This is a genomic window from Streptomyces sp. NBC_00102 (assembly GCF_026343115.1).
GTDB lineage: Bacteria > Actinomycetota > Actinomycetes > Streptomycetales > Streptomycetaceae > Streptomyces.
Genome location: NZ_JAPEMC010000001.1, coordinates 1,802,847 through 1,819,924, shown reverse-complemented (window position 1 = coordinate 1,819,924; position 17,078 = coordinate 1,802,847). Strand labels below are relative to the sequence as shown.

Below are 17,078 nucleotides of genomic sequence, written 5' to 3'. Positions count from 1 at the left end.
CTGGCACTCAGACGCACAGAGTGCCAGGCGGAAGCCACCACGACCGACAGCTGGAGGTGTGCGCGATGCTCAGCGAACGCAGACTTGAAGTGCTGCGCGCCATCGTCCAGGACTACGTCGGCACCGAGGAGCCGGTCGGTTCCAAGGCGCTCACCGAGCGGCACCGGCTCGGGGTCTCCCCGGCCACCGTCCGCAACGACATGGCGGTGCTGGAGGACGAGGGCTTCATCGCCCAGCCGCACACCAGCGCCGGGCGCATCCCCACGGACAAGGGCTACCGCCTCTTCGTGGACCGGCTCGCGGGCGTCAAGCCCCTGTCGTCGCCCGAGCGCCGGGCGATCCACAACTTCCTCGACTGCGCCGTCGACCTCGACGACGTGGTGGCCCGCACGGTACGGCTGCTCGCGCAGCTGACCCGGCAGGTCGCCATCGTCCAGTACCCCTCGCTGACCCGCTCCACGGTGCGTCACGTGGAGCTGCTGGCCCTGTCGCCGGCCCGGCTGATGCTGGTCCTGATCACCGACACCGGCCGGGTCGAACAGCGTATGATCGACTGCCCCGCTCCGTTCGGCGAGACCTCTCTCGCCGATCTGCGGGCCCGGCTCAACAGCCGAGTCGTGGGACGCCGCTTCAGTGACGTCCCGCTGCTCGTGCAGGACCTGCCGGAATCCTTCGAGAACGAGGACCGCGGCACGGTCGCCGCGGTTCTGACCACTCTCCTCGAAACCCTGGTCGAGGAGACGGAGGAGCGGCTGATGATCGGCGGCACCTCCAACCTCACCCGCTTCGGGCACGACTTCCCCCTGGTGATCCGGCCCGTGCTGGAAGCACTGGAGGAGCAGGTCGTCCTGCTGAAGCTGCTCGGTGAGGCCACGGACTCGGGCATGACCGTACGGATCGGGCACGAGAACGCCCATGAGGGCCTCACCTCCACGTCCGTCGTCACGGTCGGCTACGGTTCGGGCGACGAGGCAGTCGCCAAACTCGGCGTGGTCGGACCGACCCGCATGGACTACCCCGGAACGATGGGAGCGGTACGCGCAGTGGCACGTTACGTCGGACAGATCCTGGCGGAGTCGTAAGTGGCCACCGATTACTACGCCGTGCTCGGCGTACGGCGCGACGCGTCGCAGGACGAGATCAAGAAGGCATTCCGTCGGCTCGCCCGCGAGCTGCACCCGGATGTCAACCCCGACCCGAAGACCCAGGAGCGGTTCAAGGAGATCAACGCCGCTTACGAGGTGCTCTCCGACGCCCAGAAGAAGCAGGTCTACGACCTCGGCGGAGACCCGCTCTCGGCCTCGGGCGGCGGCGGTGGCGCGGGCGGCTTCGGTGCCGGCGGCTTCGGCAACTTCTCCGACATCATGGACGCCTTCTTCGGCACGGCGTCGCAGCGCGGACCCCGTTCGCGCACGCGGCGCGGCCAGGACGCCATGATCCGGCTGGAGATCGACCTCGCCGAGGCGGCCTTCGGGACCACCAAGGACATCCAGGTCGACACCGCCGTCGTCTGCACCACGTGCAGCGGCGAGGGCGCGGCCCCCGGCACCTCCGCCCAGACCTGTGACATGTGTCGCGGTCGCGGCGAGGTGTCCCAGGTCACCCGCTCCTTCCTCGGCCAGGTCATGACCTCGCGGCCCTGCCCGCAGTGTCAGGGATTCGGCACCGTCGTGCCGACCCCCTGCCCGGAGTGCGCCGGTGACGGCCGCATCCGCTCGCGGCGCACCCTCACGGTCAAGATCCCCGCGGGTGTCGACAACGGGACCCGCATCCAGCTGGCCGGCGAGGGCGAGGTCGGCCCCGGCGGCGGCCCGGCCGGAGACCTCTACGTCGAGATCCACGAGGTCCCGCACGCGACGTTCCAGCGACGCGGCGACGACCTGCACTGCACGGTCACCATCCCCATGACGGCGGGCGCGCTCGGCACCAAGGTGCCGCTGGAGACGCTCGACGGCGTGGAGGAGATCGACATCAGGCCCGGCACCCAGTCCGGCCAGTCGGTCCCGCTGCACGGACGCGGCATCACGCACCTGCGTGGCGGCGGCCGGGGCGACCTGATCGTGCACGTCGAGGTGCTGACCCCCAGCAAGCTCGACGCGGAGCAGGAACGCCTGCTGCGCGAGCTGGCCAAGCTGCGTGGCGAGGAGCGGCCCACCGGGCAGTTCCAGCCCGGACAGCAGGGTCTCTTCTCCCGTCTGAAGGACGCCTTCAACGGCCGCTGATACCCACGACGGCCGCTGAGGCCCGCAACCACCACCACGCCGCCCGCCGGGACCCGTCCCGGCGGGCGGCGCGCGTCGCACGGGGCACCACGCGACCGCCCGGCGGGGCGCCACAGGGGTGGTACGCGTACGGATTCGGCACGGCGGACCGGACATGGCACGATGCGGGGATGTCCTCCCTGACCGATCTCTGCCGGTATCCGATCGTGCAGGCGCCGATGGCGGGCGGCCCCTCCTCCCCGCAGCTCGTCGCCGCCGTCGCCGAGGCGGGCGGGCTCGGCTTCCTCGCCGCCGGGTACAAGACGGCCGACGCGATGCGCCACGAGATCGAGCAGGTCCGGGCCGCGACCGGCGGGGCCTTCGGCGTGAACCTCTTCATGCCGCAGCCCGCACTCGCCGATCCCGCCGCCGTGGCGGCGTACCAGGCCTACCGCGGCAGCCTGGCGGCCGAGGCCGCCACGTACGGCACCCCGCTCGGCGACCCCGGTGCCGGCGGCGGGGACGACGCCTGGGACACCAAGGTGGCCGCCCTCCTGGCCGAGCCGGTCCCGGTGGTCTCCTTCACCTTCGGCTGCCCCACCCGCGACACCCTGGACGCCTTCGCCCGCGCCGGTACGTACACGATCGTCACGGTCACCACAGCCGAGGAGGCGCGCGACGCCCAGTGGGCCGGGGCCGACGCCGTCTGCGCCCAGGGCATCGAGGCGGGGGGCCACCAGTCCACCCACCACGACGACCCGCGCGCCGACCACACCGGCATCGGGCTGCTCTCCCTGATCACCCAGGTCCGCGAGACCGTGGACATCCCGGTCGTCGCCGCGGGCGGGATGATGCGCGGCGCGCAGATCGCCGCCGCCCTCACGGCCGGCGCGGACGCGGCGCAGCTGGGCACCGCCTTCCTCGCCTGTCCCGAGTCCGGCGCGCACCCGCTGCACAAACAGGCCCTGACCAGCCCGATGTTCGTCCGAACCGCGCTCACCCGCGCCTTCTCCGGACGGCCCGCCCGGAGCCTGGTCAACCGTTTCGTCCGCGAACACGGCCCCGACGCCCCTGCCGCCTACCCCCAGGTGCACCACGTCACCTCGGGACTGCGTGGGGCGGCGGCCCGGGCCGGGGACGCCCAGGGCATGGCGCTCTGGGCGGGACAGGGCCACCGGATGGCACGCGAGCTGCCCGCCGGAGAACTCGTCGAACTGCTCGCGGCGGAACTGCGGACCGCGGGCCGTGGCTGACAATTCCCGGCCCAGTGCGGCCGCGCGCATGAGGAGTGAACCGTGACCGCACCGGTCTTCGTCGTCGAGAAGATGCCCAGCGGGCCCGAGTACGTGCTGGAGGGCCCCGAAGGACGGCACGCCGTCTCGGTGAAGCGGCTCCAGCCCGGCGAGGACGTCGTGCTGACGGACGGGCTCGGCCGCTGGGCCGAGGGTGTCGTACGCGCCGCAGAGGGCAAGGACCGGCTGGTCGTCGCCGTCGAACCCGTCCAGGAGGAGGCCCTCCCCGCCCCCCGGATCACCGTCGTCCAGGCCCTGCCCAAGGGCGACCGGGGCGAGGTCGCCGTCGAGACGATGACCGAGACCGGCGTCGACGCGATCGTGCCCTGGCAGGCCGGCCGCTGCATCACCCAGTGGAAGGGAGACCGGGGACTCAAGTCGCTCGCCAAATGGCGCTCCACCGCCCGCGAGGCCGGCAAGCAGTCCCGCCGGGTCCGGTTCCCCGAGGTCGCCGAGGCGATGACCACCAAGCAGGTCGCCGCCCTCCTCGCGACCGCCGACTTCGCGGGCGTGCTGCACGAGGACCGCGAGTGCGACAGCCGCCCGCTGGCCACCGCCGAACTCCCCGCCACCGGCGAGATCGTCCTCGTCGTCGGTCCGGAGGGCGGGGTCTCCCCGCAGGAGCTGGAGGCCTTCGCCGCCGCCGGAGCCGGTACGTACCGGCTGGGCAGCAGCGTGCTGCGCACCTCCACCGCCGGAACCGCCGCGGCCGCGCTGCTGCTGGGCCGCACCGGCCGCTGGGGCTGAGCGCCTGTCGGGGGCGCGCCGTCCCCCGGGGCTGAGCACTCCCCCCGGGGCCGAGCCGCCCGCCCCGGGGGCGCGCCGTCCGCTCCTCGCGCCCCCGGGCCCGTGCCGCCCCGCGGGGGGCGGTGCCCGCCCCGATACGATGCGCTGAACGGATCATCAGCGTCACCAGCCCACGAGGAGGCCGCCATGGCGGGAGAGCCGCAGTCCGACTGCCTGTTCTGCAAGATCGTCTCCGGGGACGTCCCGGCGACCATCGTCCGCGAGAGCGACACCACCGTCGCCTTCCGCGACATCAACCCGCAGGCCCCGACCCATGTCCTGGTCATCCCCAAGGTCCACTACCCGGACGCCGCGTCGCTCGCCGCCGCCGAACCGCAGATCGCCGCCGACGTGCTGCGCGAGGCCGGAACGGTCGCCACCGAGGACATGGTCGACGGCCACGGCTACCGCGTCGTCTTCAACACCGGCGCCGGAGCCGGCCAGACCGTCTTCCACGCGCACGCGCACGTCCTGGGCGGCCGCGGCCTCCAGTGGCCCCCCGGCTGATCGGGGAATCGTTCCGTGTCCGCCCGTGAGCTGGTGGTGCTCGGCACCGCCAGCCAGGTCCCCACCCGCCACCGCAACCACAACGGCTACCTGCTCCGCTGGGACGGCCAGGGCATCCTCTTCGATCCCGGCGAGGGCACCCAGCGCCAGATGCTGCGGGCCGGTGTCGCCGCGCACGACATCGACCGGATCTGCGTCACCCACTTCCACGGCGACCACTCGCTCGGGCTCGCCGGTGTGATCCAGCGGATCAACCTCGACCGGGTCCCGCACCCCGTCACCGCCCACTACCCGGCGAGCGGGCAGCACTTCTTCGACCGGCTCCGGTACGCCACCGCCTACCGCGAGACCGTCGAACTCACCGAGGCCCCCGTCCGGGCCGACGGGGTGCTCGCCGCCACCGACGCGTACACCCTGGACTCCTTCCGGCTCTCGCACCCCGTCGAGTCGTACGGCTACCGCCTCACCGAACCCGACGGCCGCCGCATGATCCCCGGGCTTCTCGCCGCCCACGGCATCCAGGGCCCCGACGTCGGCCGCATCCAGCGCGAGGGCTCCCTCGGCGGTGTCCCGCTCGACGCCGTGTCCGAGCACCGGCCGGGACAGCGGTTCGCGTTCGTCATGGACACCAGGCTGTGCGACGGTGTGTACAGGCTCGCCGAGGGCTGTGACCTGCTGGTCATCGAATCGACCTTCCTCGACGAAGACCTCGCGCTGGCCACCGACCACGGCCACCTGACCGCCGGCCAAGCGGGCCGGGTGGCCACCGAAGCGGGCGTACGCCACCTCGTACTCACCCACTTCTCCCAGCGGTACGACGACCCGGAACTCTTCGCGGTCCAGGCCCGCGCCGCAGGGTTCGAGGGCGGACTGACCGTCGCCCAGGACCTGACCCGCGTGCCGGTCCCCACCCGGCACCACTGATCCACCGGCGCCCAACCCGGGCGCCACGGTCCGACGTGCCGACCCGGCACCACGGTCCACCGGCGCCCACCCGGCGCCACCGATCCACCTCACCACCCCACTCCGTGAGCGAGACACCGTGCACCTCCCCAAGGCAGAACTCCACCTCCACATCGAAGGCACCCTCGAACCCGAGCTGGCCTTCGAGCTGGCCCGGCGCAACGGGGTGACGCTGCCCTACGCCACCACCGACGAGCTGCGCACCGCGTACCTCTTCGACGACCTGCAGAGCTTCCTCGACCTGTACTACGCGCTGATGGCGGTGCTCCGCACCGAGGAGGACTTCGCCGAACTCGCCGACGCCTACCTCGCCCGGGCCGCCGCCCAGGGCGTCCGGCACGCCGAGATCTTCTTCGACCCGCAGGCCCACACCGCCCGGGGCGTCCCCATCGGGACCGTCATCGAGGGACTCGGCCGCGCGCTGGAGCGCAGCGAGGAGAAGCACGGCATCTCCACCCAGCTGATCCTCTGCTTCCTGCGCGACCAGTCGGCCGCCTCGGCCCTGGAGACGCTGGCGGCCGCGGGGCCCTATCTGCACCGCATCACCGCGGTCGGCCTCGACTCCGCCGAGGTCGGCCACCCGCCGGCCAAGTTCCGCGAGGTCTACGAGGAGGCCGGCCGGCTCGGCCTGCGCAAGGTCGCCCACGCAGGCGAGGAAGGCCCTCCGGAGTACATCCACGAGGCCCTCGACGTCCTCGGCGTCGAGCGTATCGACCACGGGCTGCGCTGCATGGAGGACCCCGAGCTGGTCGCCCGGCTCGTCGCCGACCGCATCCCGCTCACCCTCTGCCCGCTCTCCAACGTCCGGCTGCGCGCCATCGACATCCTGGAGGAGCACCCGCTGCCCGCCATGCTGGCAGCCGGGCTGCACTGCACGGTGAACTCCGACGACCCGGCCTACTTCGGCGGATACGTCGGAGACACCTTCCACGCGGTCCACGAGGCGCTCGCCCTCGACCACGAGCAGCTGCGCACGCTGGCCCGCAACTCCTTCGAGGCGGCCTTCCTCGACCACGACGAGGAGCGCAGGGCGCGCTACCTGTCCGAGGTCGAGGCGTACGTGTTCGACTGACCGTCCCCGCCCGCCGGACCGGCCGTCCGGAACGCGTTCCGCCCCAGCCGCCTGCGGCGCAGGGCGGGTACGGCGAGTTCCGTGACGGCCTGCTCCGGCGCGCCGAGCTTCGGCACCGCACCCGGCAGTCCGCCGGTGGTGGCGGCGAGCAGCGCGGCCGGGGCGCCACCGCGGCGGCGCACCGAACCGGGCACCAGCGGACGGCCGCCGGCGTGCAGCGCGACCGCCGTGACCGGGGCCGCCACCAGCAGGGTCGCCGCTCCGAGGATCAGGCCCATCGCGGGGAACCCGGCCCCCTCCGAGAGCACGCTGCCCAGCACCGGTCCGCAGGCGACCCCGACCGAGGAGGCGGAACCCGCGAGGACCGCCCAGCGGCCCCGTACGTCGAGCGAGGCGGCCAGGCCGATCAGGTACGAGAGGACCACCGGGTAGACGGTGTTCCACAGGACCTCGCCGGTCGCGAACGAACCGAGGCCCCGCGCCGAAGCGCTGAGCACGATGCTCCCCGCGATGACGACCGTGCCGCAGCCGATCGGTACCGCCCGGCCCAGCCGGGAGCCCAGCGCCCCGGCGCCCATCACCCCGAGCAGCCCTGCGCCCAGCGCGGCGGCGAACACCGCGCCGACGGTGACCTCGGAGAGCCCCACCTGGTCCACGCCGATCCGGCTGCTGACACCCCAGAGCGCGTTCTGCGCCATGGACCAGACGAGCATCCCGCCCGCCAGCAGCAGACCCGAACGCCGGTGCGGCAGACGGCCGGTGACCGGGGTACCGGTCGCGGCGGGGACCGGTGCGTCGAGCCGTGAGGTGGCCGGCCAGACGAGCAGGGCGACCAGCGCGATGGCGGCGAACGGCAGCCGGTGGCCGCCGCCCAGGTGCGGGATCGTCAGATACAGGGCGCCGGCGGTCGCGGAGACGCTGAGCAGCCCGAGCGAGGAGGTGCGGTGCGGGTCGCTCTGCGCGGCGATCCCGGAGGCCGCCACCGCGGTGGCGGTGCCCGAGCCGAAGCCGCCGACGACGGCGCCCAGCACCACCAGCGGCACCGAGGTGGTCAGGGCTGCGCAGCCGTACCCGGTGATCGCGAGGATCAGCCCGAGCCGCGCGGGGCCACGGGCCCCGAACCGCTCGACCCGGCCCGCGAGCGTGAAACCGGCGGAGGCCGAACTCAGCAGCAGGGCGCTGCCGACGAGCCCGGCCTGAGAGGTGGTCAGACCGAGATGGGCGCTGAGCCGCCCGACGACGGTGGGGAGCAGATAAGCGGCGAGGTAACCGGCGGTGAACACGGCGACCAGGGGCCACGCGGCGCGAGGGCGCGAGGACATGGGCGTTCCTGAAGACATGCCGGAGGCCGGCAGGGGGTGGGGGGAGGGTGGCGCGGGGGGTGAAGAGAGGTGGGGGAGCACCAGGGTGACGCGAGAAATGGGGGGAGAAGGGCGGTTCCCCGGTCTTCGTACCCGATCGTGTTCGCCGGGCAATTTGTATCAAGCACGCACAGTCGACCGAAAGGCGGGATTATGTGATCTGCGACACATTGATGTTTGCCGCGGATCGGCCGGGGCAGCGCTGCATGTTTATGCAGGTCAACCCAGCCGACCCCAGGGAGCGTGGAGGCTGCGGGAACGCGCAGGAATCGGGCAGACTGGCCGGATTCCGCAAGGACGCGGAGCACGTCGGTGGAGCATGCCGGGGAGCCCGCGATCCACGTCGACACGGCACCTCAGCAGCACGGCACCCCCGGGGAGCAGATGATGAGCACCGACACCAGCCCAGCCGTCGATCCTCTGGTGGGGCTGCGCGTCCCCGAGGACCCGGCCTGCGACGTCTTCCTGACGGGCACGGTCTTCCTCGACATCGTCTTCACCGGCCTGGACAGCGCCCCCGTGCGCGGCACGGAGTCCTGGGCCCGGGGCATGGGCTCCAGCCCCGGCGGCGTCGCCAACATGGCCACCGCCCTCGCCCGCCTCGGCCTGCGCACCTCGCTCGCCGCCGCCTTCGGCGACGACCACTACGGCGAGTACTGCTGGGACGCCCTCGAACAGGGCGAGGGCATCGACCTCTCCATGTCGCACACCGTCCCCGGCTGGCACTCGCCCGTCACGGTCTCCATGGCGTACGAGGGCGAGCGCACGATGGTCTCGCACGGCCACGAGGCCCCGCCCCCGGCCGCCGCCCCCGGCTCGGAAGGGCGCGCGTTCCCGCACTGCCCGCCCCGCGCCCGCGCCGCCGTCGCCTCCCTCACCCCGGGCCGCACCGAACCCTGGGTCGCTGGGGCGGCCAAGCGCGGAGCCCAGATCTTCGCCGACGTCGGCTGGGACGAGACCGGCCGCTGGGACCTGGCCGCCCTGCCCGACCTCGCGCACTGCGCCGCCTTCCTGCCCAACGCGGAGGAGGCCATGCGCTACACCGGCCGCGACACCCCCCGCGCCGCGGCCCACGCGCTGGCCGAACACGTACCGCTCGCCGTGGTCACCCTCGGCGCCGAGGGCGCCTACGCCGTGGACGCGGGCACGGGCACCACCGCCGAGGTCCCCGCCATCGACGTGGCGGCCCTCGATCCCACCGGCGCGGGCGACGTCTTCGTCGCCGGGTTCGTCACCGGTACCCTCGCGGACTGGCCGCTCGCCGACCGGCTCGCCTTCGCCGGCCTCACCGCCGCCCTCTCGGTACAGGAATTCGGCGGCTCGCTCTCCGCACCCGGCTGGGCCGAGATCGCGGCCTGGTGGCAGCAGGTCCGCACCTTCGAGGCCCAGGACCCGGTCGCCCTGGAGCGGTACGCCTTCCTGGAGCGCCTGCTGCCCGCAGCCGCCCGCCCCTGGCCGCTGCGCCGCGCGGTGCCCACCATCGGCTTCCGGGCGCCCTGAGAGGGCCTCTCCGGTGCGCTCCGGGCGTACCGGATCGGGTCGCAAAACCCCTCGGTGATGTCGGCGCGGAGTCGTAGGCTGGACGCAGAGGTTGTCGACCGGCGATAACCCCGCAACAGGAGGTATGCGCAGGCCCGAGGGCCGGCCCATGACTCAGTCACCCACACGGCCACAGGCGCGTGCCCACATCAGGATTCCGGCCGCTCACCCCATGGTGATGCTCCTGGGATCGGGCGACTCGCTGCTGCGCGTGATCGAAACGGCATTCCCCGCAGCCGATATTCACGTACGGGGAAACGAGATAAGCGCTACGGGCGACCCCGCCGACGTCGCCCTCATCCAGCGCTTGTTCGACGAGATGGTGCTGGTGCTCCGCACCGGGCAGCCGATGACGGAGGACGCAGTGGAACGCTCGATCGCCATGCTCAGGGCAGCCGGCAACGGCGAGGGCGACCCGCAGGGCGAGACCCCCGCCGAGGTCCTCACGCAGAACATCCTCTCCAACCGCGGTCGCACCATCCGCCCCAAGACGCTCAACCAGAAGCGGTACGTCGACGCCATCGACAAGCACACCATCGTCTTCGGCATCGGCCCCGCGGGCACCGGCAAGACCTACCTCGCCATGGCGAAGGCGGTCCAGGCGCTCCAGTCGAAGCAGGTCAGCCGCATCATCCTGACCCGGCCCGCCGTCGAGGCGGGGGAGCGGCTCGGCTTCCTGCCCGGCACGCTCTTCGACAAGATCGACCCGTACCTGCGCCCGCTCTACGACGCGCTGCACGACATGCTCGACCCCGACTCGATCCCGCGCCTGATGGCGGCGGGCACGATCGAGGTGGCGCCGCTCGCATACATGCGCGGCCGTACTCTGAATGATGCTTTTATCATCCTGGACGAGGCCCAGAACACCAGCGCCGAGCAGATGAAGATGTTCCTCACCCGCCTCGGCTTCGACTCGAAGATCGTCATCACCGGTGACGTCACCCAGGTCGACCTCCCGAACGGCACCAAGAGCGGTCTCCGGCAGGTCCAGGAGATCCTCGACGGCGTCGAGGACGTCCACTTCTCCCGGCTCACGTCCCAGGATGTCGTCCGGCACAAGCTCGTCGGCCGTATCGTCGACGCGTACGAGAAGTACGACGACCGAGCCGGTACCAACGGGAAGTAGTTTCAGCGCACCATGTCGATCGACGTCAACAACGAGTCCGGAACCGAGGTCGACGAGCAGGCGATCCTCGACATCGCCCGCTACGCCCTCGCCCGGATGCGGATCCACCCGCTGTCCGAACTCTCGGTGATCGTGGTGGACACCGACGCCATGGAGCAGCTCCACATCCAGTGGATGGACCTCCCGGGCCCGACCGATGTCATGTCCTTCCCGATGGACGAGCTCCGTCCGCCGTCGAAGGACGACGAGGAGCCCCCGCAGGGCCTCCTCGGTGACATCGTGCTCTGCCCGGAGGTCGCGAAGCGGCAGGGCGAAGAGGCCGAGACGCGGCACTCCATGGACGAGGAGCTCCAGCTCCTCGCCGTCCACGGAGTGCTGCACCTCCTCGGGTACGACCACGAGGAGCCCGACGAGAAGGCCGAGATGTTCGGCCTGCAGGCCGCCATCGTGGACGGTTGGCGGGGCGAGCGCGGGCTGACCGGCCCCTCCCCGGCTCCCACGGTCTCGTGAGCTTTCCGCTCGTCGCCGGAGCCGTCCTGCTGGTGATCGTCGGCTGGCTCGCCGCCTGTGCCGAGACCGCCATCGCGCGCATGTCCAGCTTCCGGGCCGCCGAGGCGGTCCGGGCCGGACGGCGCGGCAGCGCGAAACTCGCGCAGGTCGCCTCCGACCCGACCCGCTATCTCAACGTCGCCCTGCTGGTGCGGGTCGCCTGCGAGATGGCGGCCGGTGTCCTCGTCACGTACGCCTGCCTCCAGGAACTCTCCGAGACCTGGGAGGCGCTGGCCGTCGCGATGGGGGTCATGGTCCTCGTCAGCTACGTCGCCATCGGCGTCTCGCCCCGCACCATCGGCCGCCAGCACCCGCTGAACACGGCGACGGCCGCCGCGTACGTCCTGCTGCCGCTGGCCAGGATCATGGGCCCGATCCCGCAGCTGCTGATCCTCATCGGCAACGCCCTCACCCCCGGCAAGGGGTTCCGCAAGGGACCGTTCGCCAGCGAGGCGGAGCTGCGCGCGATGGTCGACCTCGCCGAGGCGGAGTCCCTGATCGAGGACGACGAGCGCCGCATGGTGCACTCCGTCTTCGAGCTCGGCGACACCCTCGTCCGCGAGGTGATGGTGCCCCGCACCGACCTGGTCGCCATCGAGCGGTACAAGACCATCCGCCAGGCCCTCACCCTCGCGCTGCGCTCCGGGTTCTCCCGGATCCCGGTCACCGGCGAGAACGAGGACGACATCGTCGGGATCGTCTACCTCAAGGACCTGGTCCGCAAGACCCACATCAACCGCGAATCCGAGGCCGACCTCGTCTCCACGGCGATACGGCCCGCCGTGTTCGTCCCCGACACGAAGAACGCCGGTGACCTGCTGCGGGAGATGCAGCAGGACCGCAACCACGTCGCCGTCGTCATCGACGAGTACGGCGGCACGGCCGGCATCGTCACCATCGAGGACATCCTGGAGGAGATCGTCGGCGAGATCACCGACGAGTACGACCGGGAACTCCCACCCGTCCAGGAGCTGGAGAACGGCTGCTACCGGGTGACCGCCCGCCTGGACATCGGCGACCTCGGGCAGCTCTTCGGGTTCGTCGAGTACGACGACGAGGACGTCGAGACCGTCGGCGGCCTCCTCGCCAAGGCACTCGGCCGCGTCCCGATCGCCGGTGCGACGGCGGTCATCAGCCTCCCGGACGGCCGCGAGCTGCGGCTGACGGCGGAGTCCACGGCGGGGCGCCGCAACAAGATCGTCACGGTACTGGTGGAGCCGGAACCTCAGGATTCGGATGCGGAGCCGGACACGGAGGCGAAGGCGGAGTAGTCGCCCAGGTGGCTCAAGTCGGAGCACGGGAAACGGAGTCGGAATGAACGGCGCACAACTGCGGGCCCTCTGCCTGGACTTCAACGAGGCCGTGGAGGAGTTCCCCTTCACGCCGGAGACCTCGGTCTTCAAGGTGCTCGGCAAGATGTTCGCGCTGAGCGCCCTGGACGCCCGCCCGCTCACCGTCAACCTCAAGTGCGACCCGGACGAAGCGGTGCGCCTGCGCGAGGAGTACCCGGCGATCGTCCCCGGCTGGCACATGAACAAGCGCCACTGGAACACCGTCACGGTCGGCGAACTCCCCGCCAAGCTGGTTCGCGAGCTGGTCGAGGACAGTTACGACCTGGTGGTGGCGGGGCTGCCCCGGGCGGAGAGGCTCCGGCTGGACCGGGCTTGAACGTGGGTGGTCCTCGGCGCCCCCGGTGAACGTACCGGGGGCGCAGGCAGTTCCTGTCGCGCTCCCAGTTGGAGTCGTCCACGTGTGCCCGGTCCTCCAGCAGAGGACGAAGTCAGGTCCGCTGTCCGAAGATCACGCCAGCCCCTTGTGGACGAGAGGTCGGCACCCGGTCGTAGAGTCCTTGTCTTCTCGTTGAAGACCGGCTCCCCCGGTCAGAAGATGCGGATGGTGACGGTCAGGACCTTGCGCTCGACCAAGTCGCTGACGGCCCCCAACGTCAGCTCGGTGGCTGTCGTAGGCATGGCTTCACCGTACGGCAGGGGGCCGACAACTCGTCCTCTTCAAGATGCAGTTCGGCCTGCCGCCGACAGTGTGCCGCGTACCGCCGATTTCCCGGGGAAGTCCTCGGGGAGGGCGTCCATCATCAGCTCGTCGACGACTTCCCCCATCCAGTGGCCGGCACGGCGAAGGCGCCCGGCCTGCCTGAAGCCCGCCTTCGAGTACGCGGCTCTCCCGGCCTCGTTGGGTTCCAGCACCTTCAGCCACACCATGCGGAGCGCGGCTACGTGGAACCCCCAGTCCAACGTGAGGTGCACGGCCTCCGTGGCGTACCCCTGGCCGCGGAATTCCGAGCCCAGCAGCATCACGAACTCCGCTGTGCGCACGTACGTGTCCAGGATGAGGGTCGTGATTCCGATGGGGGCGCCGTCCTCCAGCCGCACCACTTCGAACTGCACGTAGTCGCGGTTCTTCCGCTGCCGTTCCCATCCGGCCTCGCGGGCCTCCCAGGACTGCGGAACCTGGTTGCCGTACCCCATCAGGGTGCCGAGGTCGTTCTCCCACTGGTGGTAGGTCTCCAGCATCTCCCGCCGAGGCTGCGCGAGCGCGAGCCGGTCTCCACTCAGCAGAATCTTCGCGGTGTTCATGCAGTCCTCTCGGCGGCGTTCGCCACAGGTCCGTCCGGGGTGCAGGTCCCGACGTACGCGTTGGTGTGGGTGGGTTTCTCGGCAGGAGAAGCGTCGCGTCCCGCGAAGCATGCGTGGAGGAGGCGCATCGGGATCGGTTCGGGGCGCCGGCGCAAGCTTGAGTGCAGAGATTACGAATGATTGTCCGGTCGGTAGAACGGGATCGTCGGCCGGTACGGTTCCGGTGCCGTAGGGAGCCTCCCGAACGTCGGAAGATCGACCCGTTCTGCGCGCGAGGAGATGTCCTCGTCGGCGGTCGCCCGGCCCGTGGCGGAGTAGTCCTCGGCGACGCCTTCCGGAACCCACTGGTGCCCGTCCCACACCTGAACAGCGCGTGGTGCGTCGGGATCCACGTGCGCCCCACGCCCCACGCCGTTCCCGAGCGGAACCGTCCGCCGCTCACCGACCTCGGGCCTTCGCCGTTCTCGCCGATCGGCCCACTCCTCCAAGGGTTCGTCGTCCACCGGGAACCTCCTCCTCGTCGGTCCGATCCAGTCTGCCGGACATGGCGCCCGGTCACAGGGTGATGCCCCACCCGCCGCGGGTGAACGTGGTCTCGCCGTCAGGGGTGATGGTGATCTTCGCTCCGTAGACCGGGAGTTCGCCTTGCTCGATCCACCGCCACCGGATGCTGTCCAGCAGGTCGTACAGGCGTCGAGGTCCACCCTGGTGAACGGTGGTGGTGCGCTCTCCCTTCGCCGTACGCGCGCGTGCCCAGGAACCGTCGGGGTGGAGCATCCACGTCATGCGACTGCCGTCCTCCGCCGTTCCGGTGCGGTGCTCGATGCCGGGCGCGGTCAGAGTGAGCATCGACCACACCTCCCACGCCTGCACGACGTCGAGCACGGGGAGCGGGGACACGGCAACATCTCCATGCTCCGTACTGGCCGTGATGAACAGATCGTCGAGCGCGGGCGGGTAGTCGGTCCCGCTGCGGGCCTTCATGAACGCCGCCCGGTCCCATTCGACGCGCCCCGACGCCGAACCGTCCCGATTCTTGTCAGCGGTGACGATCAGGCCCGTGCCGGCGATCGTCGTCACGAGTCGCCCGCCGGGTGCGAGAGCCGTCAACCACTCTGCGGGGACGCGCGGCACGGACACCATGGACACGATCCGGTCGAACTCTCCCGGTAGCGCCGCAGTGGTGGCGTCCGCCCTCACCACCTGCGGGTGGAGGCCCGCGCGGTGGAGGCGGTCACCAGCGGCAAGAGTGAGGTACGGGTCGACGTCCAGGGTGGTGACGAGCTGATCGCCAAGCCGTTGGCACGCCAGGGCTGCGCTGTACCCGGAACCGGTGGCGAGGTCCAGAAACCGGACCCCGGGGATGAGCCGGCCGTGCCGCAGCATGGTGACGACGAGACTCGGATGCGTGGAAGACGATGTGGGATGCCCGGTGACAGTCAGACCGGTCTGGGTGTGGTCGGCGTGCACGGGCCCGATCTGCGTGACCAGGGTCGTGTCCGAGTACGAGGCCGCCGCCCATGCCTCTTCGTCGTCCGAACCGTCCACGGCGGTCCAACCGCCCGGTCCGGCGGTGAACCACCGCTCCACGAACTGGTGTCGCGGCGTACTTGCTACGGGCAGCCACCAGTCCGAGCCTGGATGGGCCACCTCGGCCGCGAGAGCCGCGGCGTGCGGTTTCCAATGCATCACGATCCTCCTGTCAGGTCGTCAACGATGGCCTCGACGATGGGGAGACCCGTGTGGCCTTGAATCCAGTCCCACTGACCGCACGGGTTGACCTCCAGGAACGTCCATCTGCCGTCCGGACCCACCACGAAGTCCGCGGCACCGTAGCGAAGTTGCAGGCGAGCCATCAGCCGTCGCATCCCCTGCGCGACGTCCTCGGGCACCGTAGTGGTGGTGTAGGTCAATGACCCGTAGTCGCTGCGCCAGTCCTCATGCGCGGCGGCGCTGCCGGCGTGGATGGCGGCGGCGAAGGCACGGCCGCCGACCATGGTGAGCCGCACTTCGTGGTCCTTGTCGATCCAGGACTGGAAGAGGTGCGCTGTCGTATCGATGCCCCGCAGGTCGGCCAGGTCGGCATCTTCCAGACGTCGCGTGTAGACCGACTTGAGCCGGCCGCCCTCGATCAGGACTGGCGAGGCGACGGGCTTGCACACGATGGGCCGGCCAGTCTCCTTGGCGAAGGTCCGCACATCCTCCGCGCGGTTCGTGATGAGGGTGGCCGGGATACTGAGTCCGCTCGCACGTGCGGCGGCGAGTTGCACCGGCTTGTACTCGGCGCGCGCCATGGCCGTCGGATGGTTCACCCACCGGCACTCCAGCGCCGACAGCACACCTCCGAGACCGGCGCGGGCCTGTGATGCGGCGAATCTCTCCTCCGGGCCGGACATGCCCTCAGGGAACTGGAACGCCCCGGGGGCGCGGTAGTACACCGCGCCGATCCGGGACATCTCCACCATCCGATGCCCGGTGGCGAGTTCGCCCGTCCAGCCGTGCTCCTGGTCGATCCTTCCGGCCAGGGCGAGATGCTGCGGGAAGTCGGAGGTGTCCATGCGGAACACCTCGACGCCGCGGCGGTCCAGCTCCGTGACGACCCTGTCCGTCGGCCAGTCGTCGGAGGCTGCAACGATCAGGACGGGCGCGGCCATCAGTCCTTCGGCCCCTCGTCCAGCGGCGGCGGATTCTTGATGTGGCCGTCCGGGATCGTTGCCGTGTGCGTGTTCGCCATGGCGGTCAGTACACCTCCGTCGTAGGACACGTTGACCTGCCGGTCCGTGTCGTAGACGTGCGCCGGGATCGCCACCGCTCCGGTGGAGTCCGGGGTGCGGGCGAAGCGCAGGGCCCACGGGCGGGTCTCCGGCGAGGACGGCAGCTCGGAGCTGAAGGGGGTGCGTCCCCCTGGCGGAGTGAGGGGGAATGCCTCACGGAGCAACGTGTTCGTCATTGGGTTTTCTCCTGTCTCGGGCAGTCGTACGGGGTGGTGCAGGCCGGGCGCGGGACCGTTGTGGGAGAACACGGGCTGAAGGTGACCCCGCGCCAGGGGGTCCGGGGCCGTGAGTGCGGCTGGGGTGAGGGGCTGGCT

Annotated in this window: 18 protein-coding genes; 12 read left to right on the top strand and 6 right to left on the bottom strand. The window is 71.2% G+C overall.

Features of this window, described 5'->3' with window-relative positions; all coding sequences use genetic code 11:
• The first annotated feature begins 65 nt into the window (after window positions 1-65).
• The 7 genes from hrcA to OHA55_RS08075 all read left to right on the top strand — a co-directional run bounded on the left by hrcA (window position 66) and on the right by OHA55_RS08075 (window position 6,821).
• A complete protein-coding gene (gene hrcA / locus OHA55_RS08105; RefSeq protein WP_266704205.1) occupies window positions 66-1,082 on the top strand; it encodes a heat-inducible transcriptional repressor HrcA in 1,017 nt (338 codons plus the stop codon).
• Window positions 1,083-2,222, top strand: a complete 1,140-nt coding sequence (gene dnaJ, locus OHA55_RS08100; RefSeq protein ID WP_266704203.1) for a molecular chaperone DnaJ — start codon at window positions 1,083-1,085, stop codon at window positions 2,220-2,222.
• 170 nt (window positions 2,223-2,392) lie between these two features.
• Window positions 2,393-3,454 carry a nitronate monooxygenase gene (locus tag OHA55_RS08095; protein WP_266704201.1) on the top strand — a complete coding sequence of 354 codons (1,062 nt, stop codon included), beginning with the start codon at window positions 2,393-2,395 and terminating at the stop codon, window positions 3,452-3,454.
• 42 nt (window positions 3,455-3,496) lie between these two features.
• A complete protein-coding gene (locus OHA55_RS08090) occupies window positions 3,497-4,240 on the top strand; it encodes a 16S rRNA (uracil(1498)-N(3))-methyltransferase (RefSeq protein WP_266704199.1) in 744 nt (247 codons plus the stop codon).
• Window positions 4,241-4,426: 186 nt separating this feature from the next.
• Window positions 4,427-4,786, top strand: a complete 360-nt coding sequence (locus tag OHA55_RS08085; protein ID WP_266704197.1) for a histidine triad nucleotide-binding protein — start codon at window positions 4,427-4,429, stop codon at window positions 4,784-4,786.
• Window positions 4,787-4,801: 15 nt separating this feature from the next.
• On the top strand, window positions 4,802-5,710 hold the full coding sequence (locus tag OHA55_RS08080; RefSeq protein WP_266704195.1) for a ribonuclease Z: 909 nt from the start codon (window positions 4,802-4,804) through the stop codon (window positions 5,708-5,710).
• 118 nt (window positions 5,711-5,828) lie between these two features.
• Window positions 5,829-6,821: an adenosine deaminase gene (locus OHA55_RS08075; protein WP_266704193.1), complete on the top strand. Its 993-nt coding sequence runs from the start codon at window positions 5,829-5,831 to the stop codon at window positions 6,819-6,821.
• Here the strand turns inward: OHA55_RS08075 and OHA55_RS08070 are convergent.
• The gene (locus OHA55_RS08070; RefSeq protein WP_266704191.1) at window positions 6,785-8,143 is read right to left on the bottom strand and encodes a sugar MFS transporter; all 1,359 of its coding nucleotides are present in this window, start codon (window positions 8,141-8,143) and stop codon (window positions 6,785-6,787) included. The genes OHA55_RS08075 and OHA55_RS08070 overlap by 37 nt on opposite strands.
• A gap of 426 nt (window positions 8,144-8,569) precedes the next feature.
• Here OHA55_RS08070 and OHA55_RS08065 point away from each other — a divergent pair, with 426 nt between their 5' ends.
• The 5 genes from OHA55_RS08065 (at window position 8,570) to OHA55_RS08045 (ending at window position 13,064) form a co-directional block, all read left to right on the top strand.
• On the top strand, window positions 8,570-9,682 hold the full coding sequence (locus tag OHA55_RS08065; protein WP_266710473.1) for a carbohydrate kinase family protein: 1,113 nt from the start codon (window positions 8,570-8,572) through the stop codon (window positions 9,680-9,682).
• A 148-nt stretch (window positions 9,683-9,830) separates the two neighbouring features.
• The gene (locus tag OHA55_RS08060) at window positions 9,831-10,847 is read left to right on the top strand and encodes a PhoH family protein (RefSeq protein ID WP_266704189.1); all 1,017 of its coding nucleotides are present in this window, start codon (window positions 9,831-9,833) and stop codon (window positions 10,845-10,847) included.
• 12 nt (window positions 10,848-10,859) lie between these two features.
• Window positions 10,860-11,357 carry an rRNA maturation RNase YbeY gene (gene ybeY / locus OHA55_RS08055; protein ID WP_266704187.1) on the top strand — a complete coding sequence of 166 codons (498 nt, stop codon included), beginning with the start codon at window positions 10,860-10,862 and terminating at the stop codon, window positions 11,355-11,357.
• Window positions 11,354-12,667, top strand: coding sequence for a hemolysin family protein (locus tag OHA55_RS08050; protein ID WP_266704185.1), 1,314 nt, complete (start codon window positions 11,354-11,356; stop codon window positions 12,665-12,667). The genes ybeY and OHA55_RS08050 overlap by 4 nt, the downstream gene beginning before the upstream one ends.
• Window positions 12,668-12,710: 43 nt before the next feature.
• Window positions 12,711-13,064 (top strand): MmcQ/YjbR family DNA-binding protein, encoded by a 354-nt coding sequence (locus tag OHA55_RS08045; RefSeq protein WP_266704183.1) that lies wholly within the window; start codon window positions 12,711-12,713, stop codon window positions 13,062-13,064.
• Window positions 13,065-13,405: 341 nt separating this feature from the next.
• On the opposite strand, the gene OHA55_RS08040 is transcribed toward OHA55_RS08045, so the two are convergent.
• The 5 genes from OHA55_RS08040 to tgmA all read right to left on the bottom strand — a co-directional run bounded on the left by OHA55_RS08040 (window position 13,406) and on the right by tgmA (window position 16,940).
• Window positions 13,406-13,990 carry a GNAT family N-acetyltransferase gene (locus tag OHA55_RS08040; protein WP_266704181.1) on the bottom strand — a complete coding sequence of 195 codons (585 nt, stop codon included), beginning with the start codon at window positions 13,988-13,990 and terminating at the stop codon, window positions 13,406-13,408.
• Between the two features lie 170 nt (window positions 13,991-14,160).
• Window positions 14,161-14,493 carry a DUF6087 family protein gene (locus OHA55_RS08035; RefSeq protein ID WP_266704179.1) on the bottom strand — a complete coding sequence of 111 codons (333 nt, stop codon included), beginning with the start codon at window positions 14,491-14,493 and terminating at the stop codon, window positions 14,161-14,163.
• A gap of 52 nt (window positions 14,494-14,545) precedes the next feature.
• Window positions 14,546-15,679: a methyltransferase domain-containing protein gene (locus tag OHA55_RS08030; protein WP_266704177.1), complete on the bottom strand. Its 1,134-nt coding sequence runs from the start codon at window positions 15,677-15,679 to the stop codon at window positions 14,546-14,548.
• Window positions 15,679-16,644: an ATP-grasp ribosomal peptide maturase gene (gene tgmB / locus OHA55_RS08025; RefSeq protein WP_266704175.1), complete on the bottom strand. Its 966-nt coding sequence runs from the start codon at window positions 16,642-16,644 to the stop codon at window positions 15,679-15,681. Before tgmB ends, OHA55_RS08030 begins: the two co-directional genes overlap by 1 nt.
• Window positions 16,644-16,940 carry a putative ATP-grasp-modified RiPP gene (gene tgmA / locus OHA55_RS08020; RefSeq protein ID WP_266704173.1) on the bottom strand — a complete coding sequence of 99 codons (297 nt, stop codon included), beginning with the start codon at window positions 16,938-16,940 and terminating at the stop codon, window positions 16,644-16,646. Before tgmA ends, tgmB begins: the two co-directional genes overlap by 1 nt.
• Window positions 16,941-17,078 lie beyond the last annotated feature (138 nt).